This window comes from Ancylobacter koreensis (genome assembly GCF_023016525.1).
Taxonomy (GTDB): domain Bacteria; phylum Pseudomonadota; class Alphaproteobacteria; order Rhizobiales; family Xanthobacteraceae; genus Ancylobacter; species Ancylobacter koreensis.
This window is the reverse complement of the sequence record NZ_JALKCG010000010.1, coordinates 56,383-73,559: the sequence shown is the minus strand read 5'-3', so window position 1 is coordinate 73,559 and position 17,177 is coordinate 56,383. Positions and strand designations below refer to the sequence as shown.

The 17,177-nt window shown below is 68.1% G+C and carries 16 protein-coding genes; 6 read left to right on the top strand and 10 right to left on the bottom strand.

Features of this window, described 5'->3' with window-relative positions:
• Positions 1–38: 38 nt before the first annotated feature.
• Positions 39–1,250 carry an alpha-hydroxy acid oxidase gene (locus tag MWN33_RS18120; RefSeq protein WP_247202459.1) on the top strand — a complete coding sequence of 404 codons (1,212 nt, stop codon included), beginning with the start codon at positions 39–41 and terminating at the stop codon, positions 1,248–1,250.
• Between the two features lie 11 nt (positions 1,251–1,261).
• Positions 1,262–2,221 (top strand): 2-hydroxyacid dehydrogenase, encoded by a 960-nt coding sequence (locus MWN33_RS18115; RefSeq protein WP_247202458.1) that lies wholly within the window; start codon positions 1,262–1,264, stop codon positions 2,219–2,221.
• Positions 2,222–2,227: 6 nt separating this feature from the next.
• Here the strand turns inward: MWN33_RS18115 and MWN33_RS18110 are convergent, their stop codons facing one another.
• From MWN33_RS18110 to MWN33_RS18080, 7 genes are all read right to left on the bottom strand, one after another.
• Positions 2,228–3,007 (bottom strand): 2-keto-4-pentenoate hydratase, encoded by a 780-nt coding sequence (locus MWN33_RS18110; RefSeq protein ID WP_247202457.1) that lies wholly within the window; start codon positions 3,005–3,007, stop codon positions 2,228–2,230.
• A gap of 84 nt (positions 3,008–3,091) precedes the next feature.
• Positions 3,092–4,105: an extracellular solute-binding protein gene (locus MWN33_RS18105; RefSeq protein WP_247202456.1), complete on the bottom strand. Its 1,014-nt coding sequence runs from the start codon at positions 4,103–4,105 to the stop codon at positions 3,092–3,094.
• A 95-nt stretch (positions 4,106–4,200) separates the two neighbouring features.
• Positions 4,201–5,370, bottom strand: a complete 1,170-nt coding sequence (locus MWN33_RS18100) for a CaiB/BaiF CoA transferase family protein (protein ID WP_247202455.1) — start codon at positions 5,368–5,370, stop codon at positions 4,201–4,203.
• Positions 5,370–6,599: a CoA transferase gene (locus tag MWN33_RS18095; RefSeq protein WP_247202454.1), complete on the bottom strand. Its 1,230-nt coding sequence runs from the start codon at positions 6,597–6,599 to the stop codon at positions 5,370–5,372. The genes MWN33_RS18100 and MWN33_RS18095 overlap by 1 nt, the downstream gene beginning before the upstream one ends.
• Before the next feature lie 56 nt (positions 6,600–6,655).
• On the bottom strand, positions 6,656–8,368 hold the full coding sequence (locus MWN33_RS18090) for a putative 2-aminoethylphosphonate ABC transporter permease subunit (protein WP_247202453.1): 1,713 nt from the start codon (positions 8,366–8,368) through the stop codon (positions 6,656–6,658).
• Positions 8,365–9,534, bottom strand: a complete 1,170-nt coding sequence (locus MWN33_RS18085) for a putative 2-aminoethylphosphonate ABC transporter ATP-binding protein (RefSeq protein WP_247202452.1) — start codon at positions 9,532–9,534, stop codon at positions 8,365–8,367. The genes MWN33_RS18090 and MWN33_RS18085 overlap by 4 nt, the downstream gene beginning before the upstream one ends.
• A 456-nt stretch (positions 9,535–9,990) precedes the next feature.
• A complete protein-coding gene (locus MWN33_RS18080; RefSeq protein WP_247202451.1) occupies positions 9,991–11,040 on the bottom strand; it encodes a LacI family DNA-binding transcriptional regulator in 1,050 nt (349 codons plus the stop codon).
• Positions 11,041–11,362: 322 nt separating this feature from the next.
• On the opposite strand from MWN33_RS18080, the gene MWN33_RS18075 reads away from it, so the two are divergent.
• The 3 genes from MWN33_RS18075 to MWN33_RS18065 are packed head-to-tail and all read left to right on the top strand — an operon-like array spanning position 11,363 to position 13,525.
• A complete protein-coding gene (locus tag MWN33_RS18075; protein WP_247202450.1) occupies positions 11,363–12,142 on the top strand; it encodes an alpha/beta fold hydrolase in 780 nt (259 codons plus the stop codon).
• A gap of 6 nt (positions 12,143–12,148) precedes the next feature.
• Positions 12,149–12,925 (top strand): alpha/beta fold hydrolase, encoded by a 777-nt coding sequence (locus MWN33_RS18070; protein ID WP_247202449.1) that lies wholly within the window; start codon positions 12,149–12,151, stop codon positions 12,923–12,925.
• 15 nt (positions 12,926–12,940) lie between these two features.
• On the top strand, positions 12,941–13,525 hold the full coding sequence (locus tag MWN33_RS18065) for a DUF4286 family protein (protein WP_247202448.1): 585 nt from the start codon (positions 12,941–12,943) through the stop codon (positions 13,523–13,525).
• A 166-nt stretch (positions 13,526–13,691) separates the two neighbouring features.
• Here MWN33_RS18065 and MWN33_RS18060 read toward each other — a convergent pair whose 3' ends face one another.
• Together MWN33_RS18060 and MWN33_RS18055 are read right to left on the bottom strand one after the other, a co-directional pair.
• Positions 13,692–14,171: a MaoC family dehydratase gene (locus tag MWN33_RS18060; protein WP_247202447.1), complete on the bottom strand. Its 480-nt coding sequence runs from the start codon at positions 14,169–14,171 to the stop codon at positions 13,692–13,694.
• A gap of 3 nt (positions 14,172–14,174) precedes the next feature.
• Entirely contained in the window at positions 14,175–14,717 is a 543-nt protein-coding gene (locus MWN33_RS18055; protein WP_247202446.1) for an FAS1-like dehydratase domain-containing protein, read from the bottom strand.
• Positions 14,718–14,923: 206 nt separating this feature from the next.
• Between MWN33_RS18055 and MWN33_RS18050 the strand changes: the two genes are divergently transcribed.
• Positions 14,924–15,931 (top strand): Gfo/Idh/MocA family protein, encoded by a 1,008-nt coding sequence (locus tag MWN33_RS18050; protein WP_247202445.1) that lies wholly within the window; start codon positions 14,924–14,926, stop codon positions 15,929–15,931.
• Here the strand turns inward: MWN33_RS18050 and MWN33_RS18045 are convergent.
• Positions 15,928–16,971 (bottom strand): LacI family DNA-binding transcriptional regulator, encoded by a 1,044-nt coding sequence (locus MWN33_RS18045; protein WP_247202444.1) that lies wholly within the window; start codon positions 16,969–16,971, stop codon positions 15,928–15,930. The two genes, MWN33_RS18050 and MWN33_RS18045, sit on opposite strands and share 4 nt — an antisense overlap.
• Positions 16,972–17,177: the final 206 nt, after the last annotated feature.

The following is a 17,177-nucleotide window of genomic DNA, read 5'->3' as shown; positions in this document are numbered from 1 at the left end:
CGCGCCGGCTTGGCGCGCCCGTCTACAGGGATAGTTCCATGTCACCCAGCAACCATCCTCCGGCCGGGCCGGTACTTGCCGACCGGCTGCGGCGCGAGGCGATCAGCGTGCCGGCCCTGCGCCTCATGGCGCGGCGGGCGCTGCCGCGCGCGGTGTTCGACTTCTCCGACGGCGGGGCCGAGGACGAATACACCCTGCGGCGCAACGAGGCGGCATTCGGGCGCTACGCCTTTCTGCCGCGCCCGCTCGACGGCGCGCCGGTGCGCGACCAGTCTCTGCGCTTGTTCGGCATGGACCTGTCCATGCCGGTCATGATCGGCCCGACCGGCCTTGCCGGCCTGTTCTGGCCGGGCGCCGAGACGCTGGCGGTGCGTGCCGCCAACAATGCCGGCACCGCCTATTGCGCCAGCCACGGTTCCGTCTGCACGCTGGAAGACATCGCCGCCACCGGCGCGCCGAACCGGCTGATGCAGGTCTTCGTCTATCGCGACCGCGGCTTCACCCGCGAGCTCACCGAGCGCGCCGCGCAGGCGGGTTACAAGGCGCTGGTGCTGACGCTGGACAACCAGCTTCACGGCAAGCGCGACCGCGACCTGCGCAACGGCTTCACCATTCCCCCGCGCTTCGGCCTCGCGGATACGCTGGCCATGGCGACCAAGCTGCCCTGGCTGCTGCGCATGGGCCGCGAGCTGCCGACGCTGACCTTCGGCAATTACCGGCGCGAGGGGCAGCCCTCCGATATCCGCACGCTGGCGGCGCGCATGCACGACATGTTCGATCCGGCCATGACGTGGGCGGATGTCGACGAACTGCGTCGTGTGTGGAAGGGGCCGCTCATCCTCAAGGGCGTGCTGCATCCCGCCGAGGCGGCCGAGGCGGTGGCGCGCGGCATGGACGGGGTGATCGTCTCCAATCACGGCGGACGCCAGCTCGACCATGCGGTGAGCTCCATCGAGGCGCTGCCGGGCGTGGTGCACGCCGTCGACGGGCGCATCCCGGTGCTGCTGGATGGCGGCGTGCGGCGCGGCACCGATGTGGTGAAGGCACTCGCGCTGGGGGCCACTGCCTGCTTCATCGCGCGGCCCTATCTCTGGGCGCTGTCGGTCGGCGGCGAGGCGGGCGTCGCCCATGTGCTGGAGCTGTTCCGCGACGAGATCGACCGCGCCATGGGACTGCTCGGCGTCACCAGCCTGCGCCAGCTTACACCCGAGGTGCTGGCGCCGGTGCCGTCGCTCGGCGCGGCGGCGTGAGGAGAGGGCTCATGACCTCCGCAACCGTGATCATCACAAGCCGCCTCCCGGACGAACTGGTCGCCGAGATCGGGCAGGTCGCGACCGTCATCCGCGGTGCCGACGTGGCGAAGGCGATGAGCCGGGAGGAGGTCTTCGCGCATCTCGCCGACGCGACCGCCATCATCAACCAGAACGAACTGCGCATCGACGCCGAACTCCTCGCTGCTGCGCCGCGCCTGAAGGTCGTGGCCAACGCTTCCGCCGGCTTCGACAATATGGACGTGGCGGCGATGCGGGCACGTGGCGTGATCGGCACGAACTGCCCCGACAGCTACTCCGCCGATACCGCGACCCACGCGGTCGGCATGCTGCTGGCGCTGACGCGACGGCTGGTCGAGGCGGACGCCTATGTGCGCTCCGGCCGCTGGGCGCAGGAGGGCTGGATGCCGGGCGGGCGCTGGGACGGCGTGTCGCTCGCCGGCAAGCGCTACGGCGTCGTCGGCTATGGCAGCATCGGCCGGCAGACGGCGCAGCGCGTGCGCGCCTTCGGCATGGAGGTTGTCCACCATTCGCCGGCTGATACCGGCGAGGAAGGCTGGCTGCCGCTGGACGATCTGTTGGCGACCTCCGACGTGGTGGGGCTGCATTGCCCCCTCAACGCCTCCACGCGCCATCTCATCAATGCGGAGCGGCTGGTGCGGATGAAGAAGGGCGCCATCCTCATCAATGTCGCGCGTGGCCCGGTGGTGAAGAACGACGATCTGCTGGCGGCGCTGGCGAGCGGCCATCTCGGCGGCGCCTGCCTCGACGTCTTCGAGTTCGAGCCGCTGGTGCCGTCCGCGTTGCTCGCCTTGCCGAATGTCGTGCTCTCGCCGCACATGGCGGGCTGCACGGTGGAGGCCCGCCAGTCCGCCTGGCGGCTTTGCGCCGACAATGTGCTGGCCGTGCTGGCGGGCTATCCCGCGAAGTCGCCGGCCTTCGCGCTTTGAGGGGAGTCAGCCGGCGAGGTCCAGCCGGCCGAAGCCTTCCGCCCATATCGCCACATGGCGGGCGGGCAGTTTGATCGGGGTCGGGGGAACCAGCGAGCCGGTGAGAACGGTCATGCCGGCCTCCAGCCGCTGGCCGTTGCTCGCGAGCTTCGTCACCAGCCAGCGCAGCGCCGCGAACGGGCTCAGCACCTCGGCGGTGTTGCCGGGATGGAGGGTGCCGTCGATCTCGATGGCGCCGGCAAGCGCCTCCAGCGGGAGAGCGCGCCAGCCCGGCACGGGCGGACCGAGCATGAAGCGCACATGCAGGAAATCGTCGGTCAGCAGCGTCGGCGCGCCGATCTCGGCGGGCGGCACCCCATAGCGCGCGTCGACGACCTCGCAGGCGAGATGCGCGCTGGCTATGGCATCGGTGAGCGCAGCGTCGGAGAGGTCCGCCCCGTCATCGAGCGTTGCGCGCATGACGAAGGCGATCTCGCATTCGATCATCGGCGCCAGAAGGGGCACGGCGAGCGCCTCGCGCAGGCTGGTGGCGCGCGTGGTCTCGAACATGCCGGCATAGATCGGCTCGTCGAGGCCAAAGCCGCGCTGGCCGGCGGCCGAGGTGCAGCCGATCTTGTAGCCGGCATGGGTGGTGCCCCGTGCGGCGAGGGCGGCATGGATGCGGTGCTGCAGCCGGTAGCCCTCGGCCAGGTCGTGCGGGCGCCGTTCGGGCGGTATCGCGCCCCAGTGCGGGCGGGCCTCGCGCGAGCGCAGGAAGGCGTCGATCTCGTCCCCGTCCCTGCTCATGGGGCTGCACTCCCTTTCATTCCATAGAAAAGGACCCCGGCGCGCCGGGGTCCTCGACTTCTCTTCCGTGACGCGTGTCGCGGCTCAGTTGGACTTCGGCTCGGACTTGGAATCGTAGCGCTTGGCCCATTCGGTCAGGATCGGCGTGCGGTTGTCGATCGACCATTCGACGCTGTAGTCCTGCGCCTTCTTTCCACCGTCCGGGATCGAGTTCGGCGGGCCGCCATTGATGCCGTCCATGCCGACAGAGCCGTAATACTTGTTGAACAACTCGTGCGCTTCACGGCTCGCGCCCCAGTCGATGAGGACCTTGGCGGCTTCCGGGTTGCGGCTGCCCTTCACCATGGCGGTCGACTCGATGTCCCACGCCGTCTCGTCGCTCGGCACCAGCAGGTCGATCGGCGCGCCCTTGGTCTTGAGGAACGGGCCGGTCAGGTCGGTCGAGAGGCCGATGACATACTCTCCCGTCGCCGCATATTTGCAGGGGGTCGAGGACGAGTTGGTGTAGACCGAGACGTTCTGGTGCAGCTTGTCCAGGAAGTCCCAGGCCTGCTTGTCGCCCATCTTCTGGATCCAGCTATGCACGTAGCCATAGCCGGTGTTGCTCATGGTGGGGTTCGGCATGGCGATCTGGCCCTTGTAGACGGGGTCCGCCAGATCGGTCCATTTGGTCGGCTTGGGAATGCCGCGCTTTTCGGCCTCCACCGTGTTGAAGCACACGATGTTCAGATACATCTCCAGCCCCGTCCACATGGGCGGGTTGTTCTTGTCGCGGAACATCGGCTGGAGCTGCATGTAGTCCTTGGGCGCATACGGCTCGATCAGCCCGTCGCGGGCGAGCGAGACGATGTTCGTCACCGGCACGCCGAACAGCACGTCGGCACGCGGGTTGTCGCGCTCGGCGAGCAGGCGGGCGTGGATGACGCCGCCGGCGTCGCGCACCCAGGTGATGTCGATGTCCGGATGCGCCTTCTCGAACGCCTGCTCATACGGCGTCAGCACTTCCTTCTGCAGCGTCGAATAGACGGTGAGCTGGGTCTTCGCCGCGACGGGGGCGATGAGGCCCACCACGAGCGCCGCTGCGGTGGTCGATAGCAAGCAAGCAAACCTACGCATCATTTCCTCCTTGTTTCCATTACCCTGCGCCCGCCTTGAGGCGGGTCTCTGGTTGAACGTGGTCGCCGGGGGCCGTCTCAGCGGATCGTCCCGGCCTCTGCGAGCGCGGCGCGACGTTCGGCGGAGAGGCCGAGAAGCGTGCCGAACACATAGTCATTGTCCTGCCCGATGGCCGGCGTCGGGCTGAACGCGCCGCGCCAGTTGTCCTCGGCCAGCCAGGGCAGGGTGGCCATCTCCACCCGGCCGTCGATCTCGCGGAACATGGCGCGCTCGCGCATATGCGGATCGGCGACGATCTCGGCCATGTGGCGCGAGCGCGAGGCCGGCACGCCCTCGGCGTGCAGCGCCGCCTCGACGGTGCGTGCATCGCGCCCACGCAGCCAGGCGGCGACACGGGCGTTGATCTCCTCCTTGGCGGCGAGGCGCGCTTCGGCGGTCGCGGCGAAGGGCTGGCCGTCCAGATCCGCATCGGCCATCACGCGGCACAGGCCGCGCCACTCGTCGTCAGTGCGCACCGAAATCGCCAGCCACTGGTCGTCGCCGGCGCAGCGGAAGCATCCCGAGGGGGCCGCCCCGGTCTCGGTGGTGCTGCGCGGCTCGGCTACGTCGCGGCCGAGCGCGGCGTGCAGCAGCGCCTCCGGCAGCAGCGCGACCGTGGCCTCCAGCATGGAGAGGTCGACATAGGCGCCCTCTCCGGTCTGTCGCCAATGGCGGATGGCCGCGAGGATGGCGGTGGTCTCCCACAGCGCGGTGATCGGGTCGGTCCAGGCCGGCAGGATGCCCATTGCCTCCAGCGCCGGGTTCGGCTCGCCGATCATGCCGACGCGCCCGCTATAGCCCTGCAGCAGCGAACCATAGGCCAGCAGGTCCTTCTCCGGCCCTGTCCGTCCCATGCCGGAAGCGGAGACGAAGATGATGTCCGGCTTGATCTCGCGCAGCGTCTCGTAGGACAGGCCGTACTTGACCAGCACGCGCGAGGAAAAGTTCTCCACCACCACATGGCTGGAGCGCACGAGGTCTCGGATCATCTCCTGCCCTTCGGGCGTGGTGATGTTGAGCGTGCAGCTCTTCTTGTTGTTGTTGATGACCGAGAACATGCCGTCGCGGACGGAGAATTCCGGCCGGGTCGAGGATTCAATCTTGATCACCTCGGCGCCCATCGCGCCGAGCATCTTGGTGGTCATGGGCCCCGCCATGACCCAACTGAAATCGACGATGCGGATGCCTTCGAGGGCGAGCGGGTTCATCACAGGCCTCCCACGGCGCTGCGCTCGGCCGAGCCGTCGCGGGCGGCGAGCAGGGTGGCGAGAAGATCGCGGCCGTCATCGGGACGGCCGGGTGCCGGTGTTTCGCCGCCGCGCGCGAGCTCCTCGCCGCGCTGGCTGACGAAACGGAACGGCAGGGACGGCATGGGCAGCACGGTGCCATCGGTGAAACGGATGTCGTCGAAGAACCGGCGCGAGCGGAGCTGGACGTTCTCGATCAGGTCGCGCGGGGTGCTCACCGGGAAGCAGGCGACGCGGGCCTGCTTGGCGGCCTCGACGACGTCGCGGTTGCGCTGGGTCACCGACCAGCGGGCCATCAGTTCCTGAAGCTTTGCGGCATTGTTCGTGCGCACCACGCGGTCGCCGCACAGTTCGGCGTCGCGGGTCCAGTCGGGGCTGCCCATGACCTCGCACCAGCGCGCCCATTGATGATCCTCGCGCGGAGAGACCATTACCGCGCCGTCCGCGCAGGGCAGGTACCAGACGAGCCCGCCGGCGATGGTCAGGCCCTTGGCCGGGTCGCGCCGGCGGTCGGTCACGTCCATGCCGGCCTGCCAGTCGGCGAAGGGCTCGACCAGCATGTAGACGAGCAGATCCTCATGCGAGAGGTCGACCAGCGGGCCGGGTCGCGCGCCGGCGGCCGCCTCAAGGGCCCACAACGCGGCGATGGCGACGACGAGACCGCCGGCCATATCGCCCTCCCAGTCCGCGCAGCCGACCGGCGGGGTGGCTTCGGGATCGGTGACAGGGCTCGCCTGGTGGAAGGCGAAGCCGGAAGCGTGCTGCTGGATGAAGGAGGAGGTGGGGCGCCCGGTCGACGGACCGGAAAGCCCCTGCGCCGACACGACGAGCGTGGCAGGGCGCTGGGCCCAGTCGGGCTCCGCACCGCGCACGGCGTCATCGGTCGACAGCACGAGGTCGGACTGCCCGGCGAGATCGCCGAGGAGCTGCCAGCCATCCGCTGTCCCGCCGTCGATGCTCACCAGCGCCTTGCCGCGGTTGAGGTAGGCGAAGAGCGCGCTCTCGCCGCCCGGCGTCAGCGGCGCCTCGCGGCGCAGCGGGTCGCCGGCCGGCGCCTCGACCTTGATCACCTCGGCGCCGAGGTCGGCGAGCAGGCGGGCGCCGAAGGCGAGGGAGATGTCGGATCCCAGCTCGATCACCTTCAGGCCGGACAGCGGGCCGCGGAAAGGAGGGCGTGTGAAACGATTCATATTTGTCTCAAAGGTTTGCGGTCGCAAGGTCGGTCCGGTGGAGCACTGGCGGAACGTCAGGCTTCCCGCAGGTTGGTGCGCCATTCCTGCTGGCTGCGAAGCAGGAGCTTGGTCACCACCACCTGAAGCAGCTTCACGCCGACCGAGGTGTAGAGGATCATCATCGCCATGGCGCAGGCCGCGCCGTCGTCGCCCGTGTCGTTGAGCGCGACCACGGCGATGGAGGCGACCTTGGTCGTCGAGGCGTAGATGAAGATGACGCCGGCGACCGTGGTCATCGCGTTGACGAAGAAGAAGGTGGCGATGTCGATGATGGCGGGGATCGAGATCGGGATCGTCACCCTCCACAGCGTGGTCCAGAACGACACGCCGAGCGCCTGCGAGGCCGCCTCGAACTCGTTGTCGATCTGCTTCAGCGCGGTCAGCGCCATCAGGTGCGGCACCGTGTAGTAGTGGCCGATGGTGCACATCACCATGATCGCCATGGTGCCGTAGATCACGTTGAGCGGGTTGCTCGGCATGTTGAAGAAGAACACGTAGCCGAGGCCGAGCACGATGCCGGGCACCGCGAGCGGCACCATCGCCACGATGTGGTAGCCGAGCAGGACGCGCGAGCCCTTGCGGTGCTTCTCGGTGAGATAGGCGCCGCAGAAGGCCATCACCGTGCCGAACAGCGCCGTCCATGCCGCCATCTCGACGCTGTTCCAGTAGGACAGCCAGCCGCCGGGATCGAAGGCGCCGAAATTGAAGTTGTTGAACGACAGCGAGAGATTGTACGGCCACAGCGTCACGAAGGAGGCGAAGATCGCCGTGCCGATGATGCCGAGGATCGGCAAGGCGAGCACCGCCACCACGGCAAGCATCAGCCGGTCGAAGCGCTTCGAGGGCTTGGGCTGGAGCATGACCGCCCGCGAGGTGAGCTGCGAGGTCTGATGCTTGTAGGTGATGCGCTCGACCACGAAAGTCAGCACCGCCGGCAGCAGCAGGATCACGCCGATCACCGCGCCCATTTGGAAATTCGCCTGGCCGATGATCTGCCGGTAGACGTCGACCGCCAGCATGTTGAACTTGCCCCCGATGACCTTGGCGATGCCGAAGTCGACGATGGCCGTCGTGAACACAACGAAGCTGGCGTTGATCAGGCCGTAGCGCACGCCCGGGAAGGTGATCGTCCAGAAGATGCGCCAGCGCGAGGTGTTCAGCGTCTCGGCGGCTTCATACAGGCGCGCATCGGCGGTCCCCAGTGCGGTCGTCATGATGAGCACGACGAAGGGCAGGCAGTGGAAGACCTGCGCCATGATGATGCCGACGGGGCCATAGATGGTGTGGCCGAACATCAGCCATTTCAGGTAGCCCTGATTGCCGAAGATGTAGATGAGGGCGATGGCCGGCAGCAGCGAGGGCGCCAGGATCGGCAGCAGCGCGATGCCCTTGAACACGCCTTTCAGCGGCATGCAGCTTCGGGTCAGCGCGTAGGAATAGAGGAAGCCGAGCGGCACCACGAGCGCGACGGTGAGGCTGGCGACCCACAGGCTGTTGATCACCGACTGACGCAGGATCGGGTCCTTTGCGTAGCCGACGAAATTGGCCAGGCCGATGAAATTGCCCCGATGGTCCTCGAAGCTCTGCGACAGCAGCGCGTAGAGCGGCAGCACGATGATGATGAGGGCGATCGCCAGCATCGCCGCGCCGGCGACGAGCCGGGTGATCCGCTCCCATTCGATCATCGGGCGCAGGGCGGGAAGGTGCCGTGTGGTGAGATCGGTCATGAGCGCGCCGCCTCGCGGATCTGGCCCGACTGGGCGAGCGGGAACACGGCGAAGCGCTCGCGCGGCAGGCAGACGCCGACGTGATCGCCTACCGCGACCGGCAGGTCGGCCATGTCACGGCTCGACAGGTCGGCGGACATCTCGGCATTGCCCAGCGCCGGCACAATGAGACTGGCGCGCCAGAAGGAGCCGAGGAACTCGAGATGCGTCACCTGCGCCGGCAGGATCTCGCCCGACGCAGTGGCGTCCGGCGCGCACAGCCGCACCTGCTCGGGCCGCAGGCAGGCCAGCACGTCGCCCTGGTTCTCGGGCGTGTCGTAGGGCGCCGGAACCGGGAAGGCGAGGCTGCCGACCGTGAGCCGGCCCGCCTTCACGTGGCCGGGAAAGATGTTCATCTTGCCGACGAAGCCGGCGACGAACAGGCTGCGCGGCGTGTGGTAGATGGCGGTCGGCGTGCCGATCTGCTCGACCTCGCCGTCACGCATCGCCACGACCCGGTCGGCCATGCTGAGCGCTTCTTCCTGGTCGTGCGTCACCATGATGGTGGTGAGGCCTAGACGCCGCTGCAGGTCGCGGATCTGCTGGCGCAGGTGCACGCGCACCTTGGCGTCGAGTGCGCTCAGCGGCTCGTCGAGCAGCAGGAGCCGCGGGGAGGGCGCGATGGCGCGGGCGAGCGCGACGCGCTGCTGCTGGCCGCCGGAAAGCTGGGCGGGATACTTCTTCTCGGAGCCCTTCAGGTCGATGAGTTCGAGAAGCTCATGCAGCCGGGAATCGATTTCCGAAGCGGGAAGCTGCCGGTTGCGCAGCCCATAGACGATGTTTTCCCGCACGTTGAGATTGGGGAACAGCGCATAGGACTGGAACAAGATGCCGAACTGCCGCTGCGCCGGGGGCAGGTCGGAAATGTCCTGGTCGAGGCTGTGTATGGTGCCGGCGTTCTGGCGCTCCAGGCCGGCGATGATGCGCAGAAGCGTGGACTTGCCGCATCCGGACGGGCCGAGAAAGCAGACGAACTCGCCCGCCTCGACATCCAGCGTCACATTGGACAGCGCCTGGAAGCTGCCGAAATGCTTGTCGATGCCGGCGACGCGCAGAAACGGCGCCGCGCCGGCGTGGCCGTTGCCTTGGCGCGCGAGATGCGCGGCGGAGCGAGAGACATCAAGCATGGGAAACGAGCTCTTTGGCAGCGGAAGGGAAGCGGCGGAAGGGGACGTGGTGGGAAGCGGCCGGGCGGGAAGCGCCATGGCGAAAGGCGTCCGCGCGGGAAGCGGGCGGGCGTCCGGGGCGCGGCGCGACCGGGATGGCGCCGCCGGCCCAAGCGTCGGCCGCCCGCGAACGGGGCGGGTGGCGGAACGCCGGGTGAAACTGTCCGACAATGAGCGCGCGCACGACCGCGCGGCAGCGCGGCTCTCCAGGCTGGGGCATGTTTTCCTCCTGAGCGGCGTCGCACTGTTCGGAATCGGCTGGAGCCGATGACCGCCGGCGACGTCCTGAACCTGTCTGTGCAGGTCGAATTGGGAAGACGATATGCTGCGCGAAACGATGTGGCAAGAAAGAAATGAAACGGTTCATCACTGAAATGCGAGATGCCGTCGGCAGGCGGCGTGCGCGGATGGGCGAGGCTAGACGGTGCGCGGGGCGCTCGCCTTCGGCGGCGCGCAGGAGCCGCGGATGATGAATTCGTGGGTCACGATGATGCGCTGGCGTGTGGCGCCATGGCCGCCGGAAAGCTGGTCCAGCAGCAGTTCCGCTGCGCAGCGTCCCGTCGCCGGCCAGTCGTAGCGGATGGCAGTGATCGGCGGCTCGATGAGTGCGGCCAGCTCGGTGTCGCCGAGCGTGACCAGTGACAGATGCTGGGGCACGCTGAGATTGAGCAGGCGCACCGCCTCGATGACGCCGGCCAGATGCCCGCCGCTGGCGACGATCGCGGTTGCCGGCTCGCGGCCGATCAGCGAGGAATAGGCGGCGTCGCGCCCATAGGGATGCTGGCGGCCCTCGGAATGGATCAGATCGCGCGGCACCTCGACGCCGAGATCGCCGAAGGCGGCCTCGAATCCGCGCAGCCGCTCGCGCCCCGAATGGGTGATCGCCGGCACGGTGATGAGGCTGATGCGGCGATGGCCGAGTCCCAGCAGGTAGCGGGTGGCGCGGTAGGTGCCGTCATACTGGTTGGTCAGCACGCAGTCGACGTCGAGGTCGATGACGCGTTCCATCATGACGAGCGGCACGGAGAAATCGCGCAGCTGGGCGCGGGTCGCCTCGTCATTGTCGTTCGCCACCATGACGATGACGCCGTCGACGCGCCTCCGCTTGAACTGCTCCAGCACGTCGCTCTCGCGCTCGCGGTCGGAATGCGAGTTGGCGAGGAACAGCGTGTAGCCGGCCCGCGCCAGCACCGGTTCGAGGCCCGTCACGGCGGCGGCGGTGAGCGGGTTCTGTATGTCCGGCATGAGCACGCCGATGACGCGGCTCTGGCGCGAACGCAGGCTCTGGGCGACGGGGTTGGGCTCATAGCCGAGATCGAGGATCGCCTCCTCGACGCGCCGGCGCAGCGCCGCATCGACATTTCCGGCGCGGTTCAGCACGCGCGAGACGGTGCCGAGCGAAACCCCCGCATGCTGGGCGACATGCTTGATGGTGATCGTCGCGGGGGTGGCGGACTTGTTTTTCACGTCGTGATTCGGGGCTGGACGGCGCGGCAACCTTGCGGCGCATGACGTCCCGCGAGGCGTACTCTAGGCTGGCCAGAGCGGGCGCAGCAAGCCGGGTCGGCAAAAGGTGCCGGCGTCTCCGGGCGACGCGCGCGGATCCGGTGGTCCGCTTGACAGCCTTGAGGTGAGACTCCAAATCTGTCGACACTATTTGTGTTGACTTGATCGGTGGCGCCGGAATTAAATCGCCGTAGCGCTTCGACGAGGCGACAAGTCGACATTTGTTGGGACGCCGCTGCGCGCTCACTTTGGCCGCGACACCATCCTGAAGAGTACGCCCGTCATGGAACTGGTCGATCTGCACGGCATCGTCGAAGGCTCCGGCGAGGAGCTGGTTCTGCTTCACCCCATCGGTCTCGACAACAGCTTCTGGGGCCCGATGCCGGCGATCCTCGCCCATTCGCACCGGGTACTGCGGCTCGACCTGCGCGGCTTCGGCAGTTCTCCGCTCGGTCCGCGGGCGGCGTCTATCGAGGCCTATGCGGCCGATGTGCACCGGGCGATCCGGCGGCACGGCTTCGCCCGGCCGGCGGTGCTGGGGCTCTCCTTCGGCGGCATGGTCGCTCAGACGCTTGCGCTCGATCATCCCGACAGCGTATCGCGCCTCATCCTGTGCGGCTGTCCCGGCGGCATTCCCGAACAGGCGCGGGACGCTCTGCGCGAGCGCGGCCTCGCCGCCGAGCGGGACGGGATGGAATCCATCGTGCCGCTGACGATCGAGCGCTGGTTTACTCCCGGCTTCGTCGGCAATCCTGTGGTCGAGCGCGTTCGCGCGCGGCTGCGCGGCAACAGCGTGCGCGCCTGGTCGGAAGGTTGGCAGGCGATCAGCGGTTTCGACGCGTTGGCGCGCCTCGGCGCTATCAATGTGCCGACGCTGGTCGTCGCCGGCGAACACGACGCGGCGACCTCGCCGGCGGCTTCTGCCGCGTTGGCGGCGGCGATACCCGGCGCCCGTGTCGCGACGCTTCCAGGCGCGCCGCATATGATGCAGCTGGAGAGCAGCGGCCTGTTTACCGAAACCGTCGGCGATTTCCTGGCGGGCCGCCCGCTCGGCGTGGGCTAGGCGATCATGGCGCAGCCGCTTTCCCATGTGCTCACCGGCGACCGGCGCGATCCCGCGCTACTGCTGATCCATCCGCTCGGCGCGGATCTCACCTTCTGGGACGATTTCGTGCGTGCCGTCGACGGGCGGGCGACGACGCTGGCCGTCGACCTGCCCGGCGCCGGCGGCAGTCCCGGCCCCGCAGCGCCGGTGTCTCTTGAGGCGCAGGCGTCCGCGCTCGATGAAGTGCGGCGCGACCTCCGAATCGGGAATGTGGTGATCGTCGCCTGCGCGGTCGGCACGATGACGGCCGGCGTCTATGCCGCCACCCGTCCGGAGGCCGTGGCCGGCCTCGTTCTGGCCAATCCCACCCCAGCCAGTGCGCCCGCCGCTCGCCAGATGCTGGCGGACCGCGCCGACGCCGTGCGCGCGGGCGGCATGGCGGCGGTGCTGCCCAGCGCGGTCGAGCGTGCCTTCCTCGGACAGCCGCAGGACGAGCGCTATGTGCGCTACATGAATCGTTTCGCCGCGCAGGACCCGGCCTCCTATGCCTGGGCGCTGCTGGCGGCGTCGCAGGCCGATGCGACGCGGGCCTTCACGCGCGTGACGTGCCCGACCCTTCTTGTGCCGGGCCGCCACGATGTCCTGCTGCCGATGGAGCGCGCGGAAGCGGTGAAGGCGCTCGTGCAGCATGCGCAGCTCGCGGTTATGGAAGGCGCGGCGCATTTCGTGCCCTACCAGCAGCCCGCGCGCTTCGCCGAGCTCGTTCTCGATTTCGCCGGCCGCGAGGCCGGCCCCGCCTGAGTCCGGAGTGTGACCATGAGCAATAAAGGCTTCCTCCTCGTCCTGATGCAGCCGCCGCCGGCCTTCGAGGACGAATTCAACGCCTGGTACGACACCGAGCATGTGCCCGAGCGCGTGGCGGTGGAGGGCTTCGAAAGCGGGCGCCGCTATGTCTGCCTCGACGGTTATCCGAAATACCTCGCCATGTACGACATGGTGAACGAGGCGGTGCTGGAGACCGAATCCTATCTGCGCGTCTCGGCCGACCGGGCCAGCCCCTGGACGCGGCGGGTGACCAGCCGGGTGAAAGTTTATCGCTCCGCCGGCGCACAGATCTATCCCGGCGACGAGGTCACGGTGCCGACCGTGCGCAGCACGCTGCTGCGCTTCAGCGGCACGCCGGCGGCTCTGGCGGACACGGTCATCGCCGGTGCGACGTCGAACTTTGCCGGCAAATCAAATACGGTGCAGCTCCGTGTCTTCGCCTATTCCCGCGACGGGGCTGTCGATTTCATCGTGCTGGCGGGATTGCGCGGGCCGGAGGAAATGGCGCTGAATGTCGATGCCTTCGGCGAGGCGGCGCCCTATCTCGACATGGCAAACAACTACGCCTTGTACTGACTTCCGGCAGTCGCCCCGGTCGCTTCGTGAGCGGTCGGGACGATGTGGGACATGGCGTCGTGCCCATCGAACGGGAACGGCCGGGCGTGACCCGGCCGCTTTTGTGCGCGATGTCGATGGCGCTCTCCGTCCCTGCGCGGGGCGCGAAGACGGAGAGCGCAGGCCGTCAGTTCAGCGCGGCGGGATCGAACGGGTAGGGCACCGCTGGCCCCCCGCGCAGCGGAAGGACCACGGTCGCCGTACCGGGCGAGCCTTCCTTGCCGTTCTGGTCCTTGAGTCCGATCTCCAGCTCGATGACGCCGTAGTTCCCGCGCTGGTTCTTGCCCGTGATGCGGCCCCAGGCGAACAGCGTATCGCCGGGAATGTTCATGCCGCGATACTGGAAGTTCATCTTCCACAGCCAGCCGGTCTCGCCGGCCCAGTCGGACAGCACCTGCGCCAGAACATGCTGCTTCCACGAGCCGTTGATCAGCACGTCCGGCAGGCCGTCATGCTCGGTGGCGTAGCGCCAGTCGTAGTGGATCTTGTGCCAGTTCTCCATCGCGGCCGACCAGCGGACGATATGGGCCGTCGTCATCGGGCCCTTGGTGAGCACAGGAATGTCGTCGCCGATCGCGACGTTCTCGAAATACACGGTCTCGGCCATCGTCTATCTCATGATCATGGTGTTCAGGGACTTCAGCAGCGGCCGGCCATCGGCGGCGCGGTACTCGTCCTCGATGACGACCATCACCATCGGCCCGGCCTTGCCCTGCTTCTGGTAGATGTCGAGATAGGCCGAGCGGCACTGGATGCGCTCGCCGACCTTGGGGTAGCTGTAGAACTCGTATTCGTAGCCGCCATTGAGGATGCCCGAGAGCGGGATCGGCAGCTTCGGCAGTCCCGGCCGCATGGCGCGCGAGAGGCCGTCGAAATCGGGATCGCCCGCTGCGGCGAGGGAATCGTTCAACTCGTCCGCCGGCCGGCGGAAGGCATGGACCGGGAAGCCGGGCGGTGCGACGAGTGCGCCGTAGCGTGTGCCGGCGGCGTGTTCATCGTCCCAGTAGCGCGGGTTGGGGTCCATCAGCGCCTGGAAGAAGCGCCGCACCTCGCTGGCCTCCACCGGATGGGGCGCCTCCTGCCAGTCCGAGCGAGCACCGATGACGGCGCGCACCTCGGGGGTGATGTGGTTCACCAATTCATCAAAAGCCATGCATGTCTCCTCGCCTTGCCGTCTTCTTCTGCCGCCCGCAGGCGGGAGGTGCGTCCTTTGCGGCCGCGCCTGTCTTGGCGGTCACTGTAGCTGCATATGAAACGTTTTCAATATGCGAAGCTCATGGCAGACTGCACGTCGAACGGCGCTGATACGTTGACTTGTGGCGCCCAGGGTTGGAAACAGTGCCTTTTGTGGGAAACAGTATGAAAATCGTTTTTATCGGGGCCTCGCACTGGCACCTCGATCTCTATGTCCTCCCGCTGCTGGAGGTCGCAGGCGCCGAGCTGGTCGGCGTCGCCGATCCCGATCCGCAAGCGGTGGAGCGGCTGACGCGCCGCTTCGGCTGCGCGGGCGATACCGATTACCGCGCCCTTTGCCGACGGCTGCGTCCCGACTTCGTCTTCGCCCTCGGCCGTCACGCCGACATGCCGGAGGAGGCGCGCTTCCTGATCGAGGAAGGCATTCCCTTCGCGCTGGAGAAGCCTTGCGGCCTGTCGACAGCCGATGTGGCGCCGATTGCCGAGCTGGCGGCTCGCGCGGGCGCCTTCGCGGCGGTGCCGCTGGTCTTCCGCAACGGTGATTTCGCCCGCCACCTCGAATCGCTGAAGGAAGAGGGCGACCTCAGCTACGCGACGTTCCGTTTCATCGCCGGCTTCCCCGCCCGCTACCGGCAGGCCGGCTGCGGCTGGATGCTCGATCCCTCACTCTCCGGCGGGGGCTGCACCATCAACCTCGCCGTCCATTTCTTCGACCTCGCGCTGCGCCTGCTCGGCCCGGATGTGCGCGTGCTGAACGCCACCATGGCCAACCATGCCTGGCGCGAGCGGGTGGAGGACTATTCGGTCATCACTTTCGAGCGGGCGGGCGCGCTGTGCGTGGTCGAGACCGGCTATCTCTACCCCGCGCCGACCAGCAATTTCGACATGCACTACGCGCTGCGCTCGCCGCGCAGCTACACCATCGCGCATGACACGCAGACGGTGGAAAGCCTTGCCAATGACGGCACGTCCCGCCAGTGGCCTTACTTCACCACCAATGTGCCGCACTACCGCACCTTCGTGCACGACGTGCTGGAGCGGGTGCACACGGGCAAGCCGCCACTCGCCGACCTCTCCGACATGGTGCCGATCCTGCGGCTGATGGACGAGGCCTATGCCAAGGCCGCCGCCACGCCGCTGCTGCCGGCGAATCCGATGCCGGCGGCCGGCTAAACGGCGCCGACGAGCTCCTGGCAGGATTCGCGCAGGATGAACTCGTAGGGAACGATCACGCGCTCCGGCGGCGTCTCGCTGCCGCCGATGCGCGAGATGGTCAGGCGCGCGGCGACGCGTCCGGTCTGCGCCCAGTCGTAGCGTATGGCGGTGATGCCCGGGCGGGTGAGGGCGGCGAGCTCGGTGTCGCCGAGCACGACCAGCGACAGCTCGTCGGGAATCGAGAGATTGAGCTGGCGCATGGCGTCGAGCACGCCCGGCAGCATGCCGCCGGAGACGATGAGTGCGGTGGGCTTGTTGCGCATGGAGAGCACGGAATAGGCGGCGTTCACCGCGTAATCGCGGGTGTAGCCGGCCATGTGGATCAGGTCGGGGTTTGCCGCAACGCCGACATCGGCCAGCGCCTCGGTATAACCCTGCAGGCGGTAGCGGCCGGACATGTTGTCGGTCGGCACCGTGATGAGCGCGATGCGCCGGTGGCCGAGCGCCGCGAGATAGCGGGTGGCGCGGTAGGTGCCCTGCACCTGGTCGGTGCGCACGGCGTCGAATTCGGCGCCGATCTCGCGTTCCAGCAGCACCACCGGCATGGGCAGGCGGCGCAGCTGCTCGACCGTGCGGGGGTCCTGATCGTGGGCGAGGATGGCGATGATGCCGTCGACGCGACGGCGCGCGAACTCATTGAGGATGTTCTCCTCGCGGCCGCGCTCATAGCGCGAATTGGCGAGGAAGAAGGAATAGCCCTGCTGGGTGAGCTCCTCCTCGACGCCGGCGGCGGCCTCCGAGGAGAGGGGGTTGCGCAAATCGGGCACGATGACGCCGATGACGTGGGTCTTCTTCGAGCGCATGCCCTGCGCGAAGCTGTCCGGCCGGTAGTCGAGCGCGGCGGCGGCGTCGAGCACGCGGCGCTGCAAGGCCGGCTTCACGTTGCGCGCCTTGTTGAGCACGCGCGAGACGGTGCCGATCGAGACACCCGCATGGCGCGCGACATCGCTGATCGTTGCGCGGGCCGGGGTCACCTTCGCGGGTTTGGTTTCATCCATACGTCAGACACTCGCAATGCGTCCCGCTGCGCGAGAACGTTCCATGCTTAGCCGATCTGCGCCCGCCGCGCGACGCTGTTCGCATCGCAGCCGCGACGTCATCCACGCCCATCCCCGATGTCCGCAAGCGGCTGCACCGGCAATCCTCTCGCGGAAGGTGCGGCCGGCGCGCGCGCCCTTGACCGGCCTCTGCCGGACGTCCTAGG

Coding starts and splice junctions, on each gene's coding strand:
- MWN33_RS18120 (WP_247202459.1), top strand. CDS start 39: ATGTCACCCAGCAACCATCCTCCGGCCGGGCCGGTACTTGCCGACCGG.
- MWN33_RS18090 (WP_247202453.1), bottom strand. CDS start 8,368: ATGACCGATCTCACCACACGGCACCTTCCCGCCCTGCGCCCGATGATC.
- MWN33_RS18095 (WP_247202454.1), bottom strand. CDS start 6,599: ATGAATCGTTTCACACGCCCTCCTTTCCGCGGCCCGCTGTCCGGCCTG.
- MWN33_RS18115 (WP_247202458.1), top strand. CDS start 1,262: ATGACCTCCGCAACCGTGATCATCACAAGCCGCCTCCCGGACGAACTG.
- MWN33_RS18070 (WP_247202449.1), top strand. CDS start 12,149: ATGGCGCAGCCGCTTTCCCATGTGCTCACCGGCGACCGGCGCGATCCC.
- MWN33_RS18100 (WP_247202455.1), bottom strand. CDS start 5,370: ATGAACCCGCTCGCCCTCGAAGGCATCCGCATCGTCGATTTCAGTTGG.
- MWN33_RS18060 (WP_247202447.1), bottom strand. CDS start 14,171: ATGGCCGAGACCGTGTATTTCGAGAACGTCGCGATCGGCGACGACATT.
- MWN33_RS18075 (WP_247202450.1), top strand. CDS start 11,363: ATGGAACTGGTCGATCTGCACGGCATCGTCGAAGGCTCCGGCGAGGAG.
- MWN33_RS18045 (WP_247202444.1), bottom strand. CDS start 16,971: ATGGATGAAACCAAACCCGCGAAGGTGACCCCGGCCCGCGCAACGATC.
- MWN33_RS18050 (WP_247202445.1), top strand. CDS start 14,924: ATGAAAATCGTTTTTATCGGGGCCTCGCACTGGCACCTCGATCTCTAT.
- MWN33_RS18085 (WP_247202452.1), bottom strand. CDS start 9,534: ATGCTTGATGTCTCTCGCTCCGCCGCGCATCTCGCGCGCCAAGGCAAC.
- MWN33_RS18065 (WP_247202448.1), top strand. CDS start 12,941: ATGAGCAATAAAGGCTTCCTCCTCGTCCTGATGCAGCCGCCGCCGGCC.
- MWN33_RS18055 (WP_247202446.1), bottom strand. CDS start 14,717: ATGGCTTTTGATGAATTGGTGAACCACATCACCCCCGAGGTGCGCGCC.
- MWN33_RS18110 (WP_247202457.1), bottom strand. CDS start 3,007: ATGAGCAGGGACGGGGACGAGATCGACGCCTTCCTGCGCTCGCGCGAG.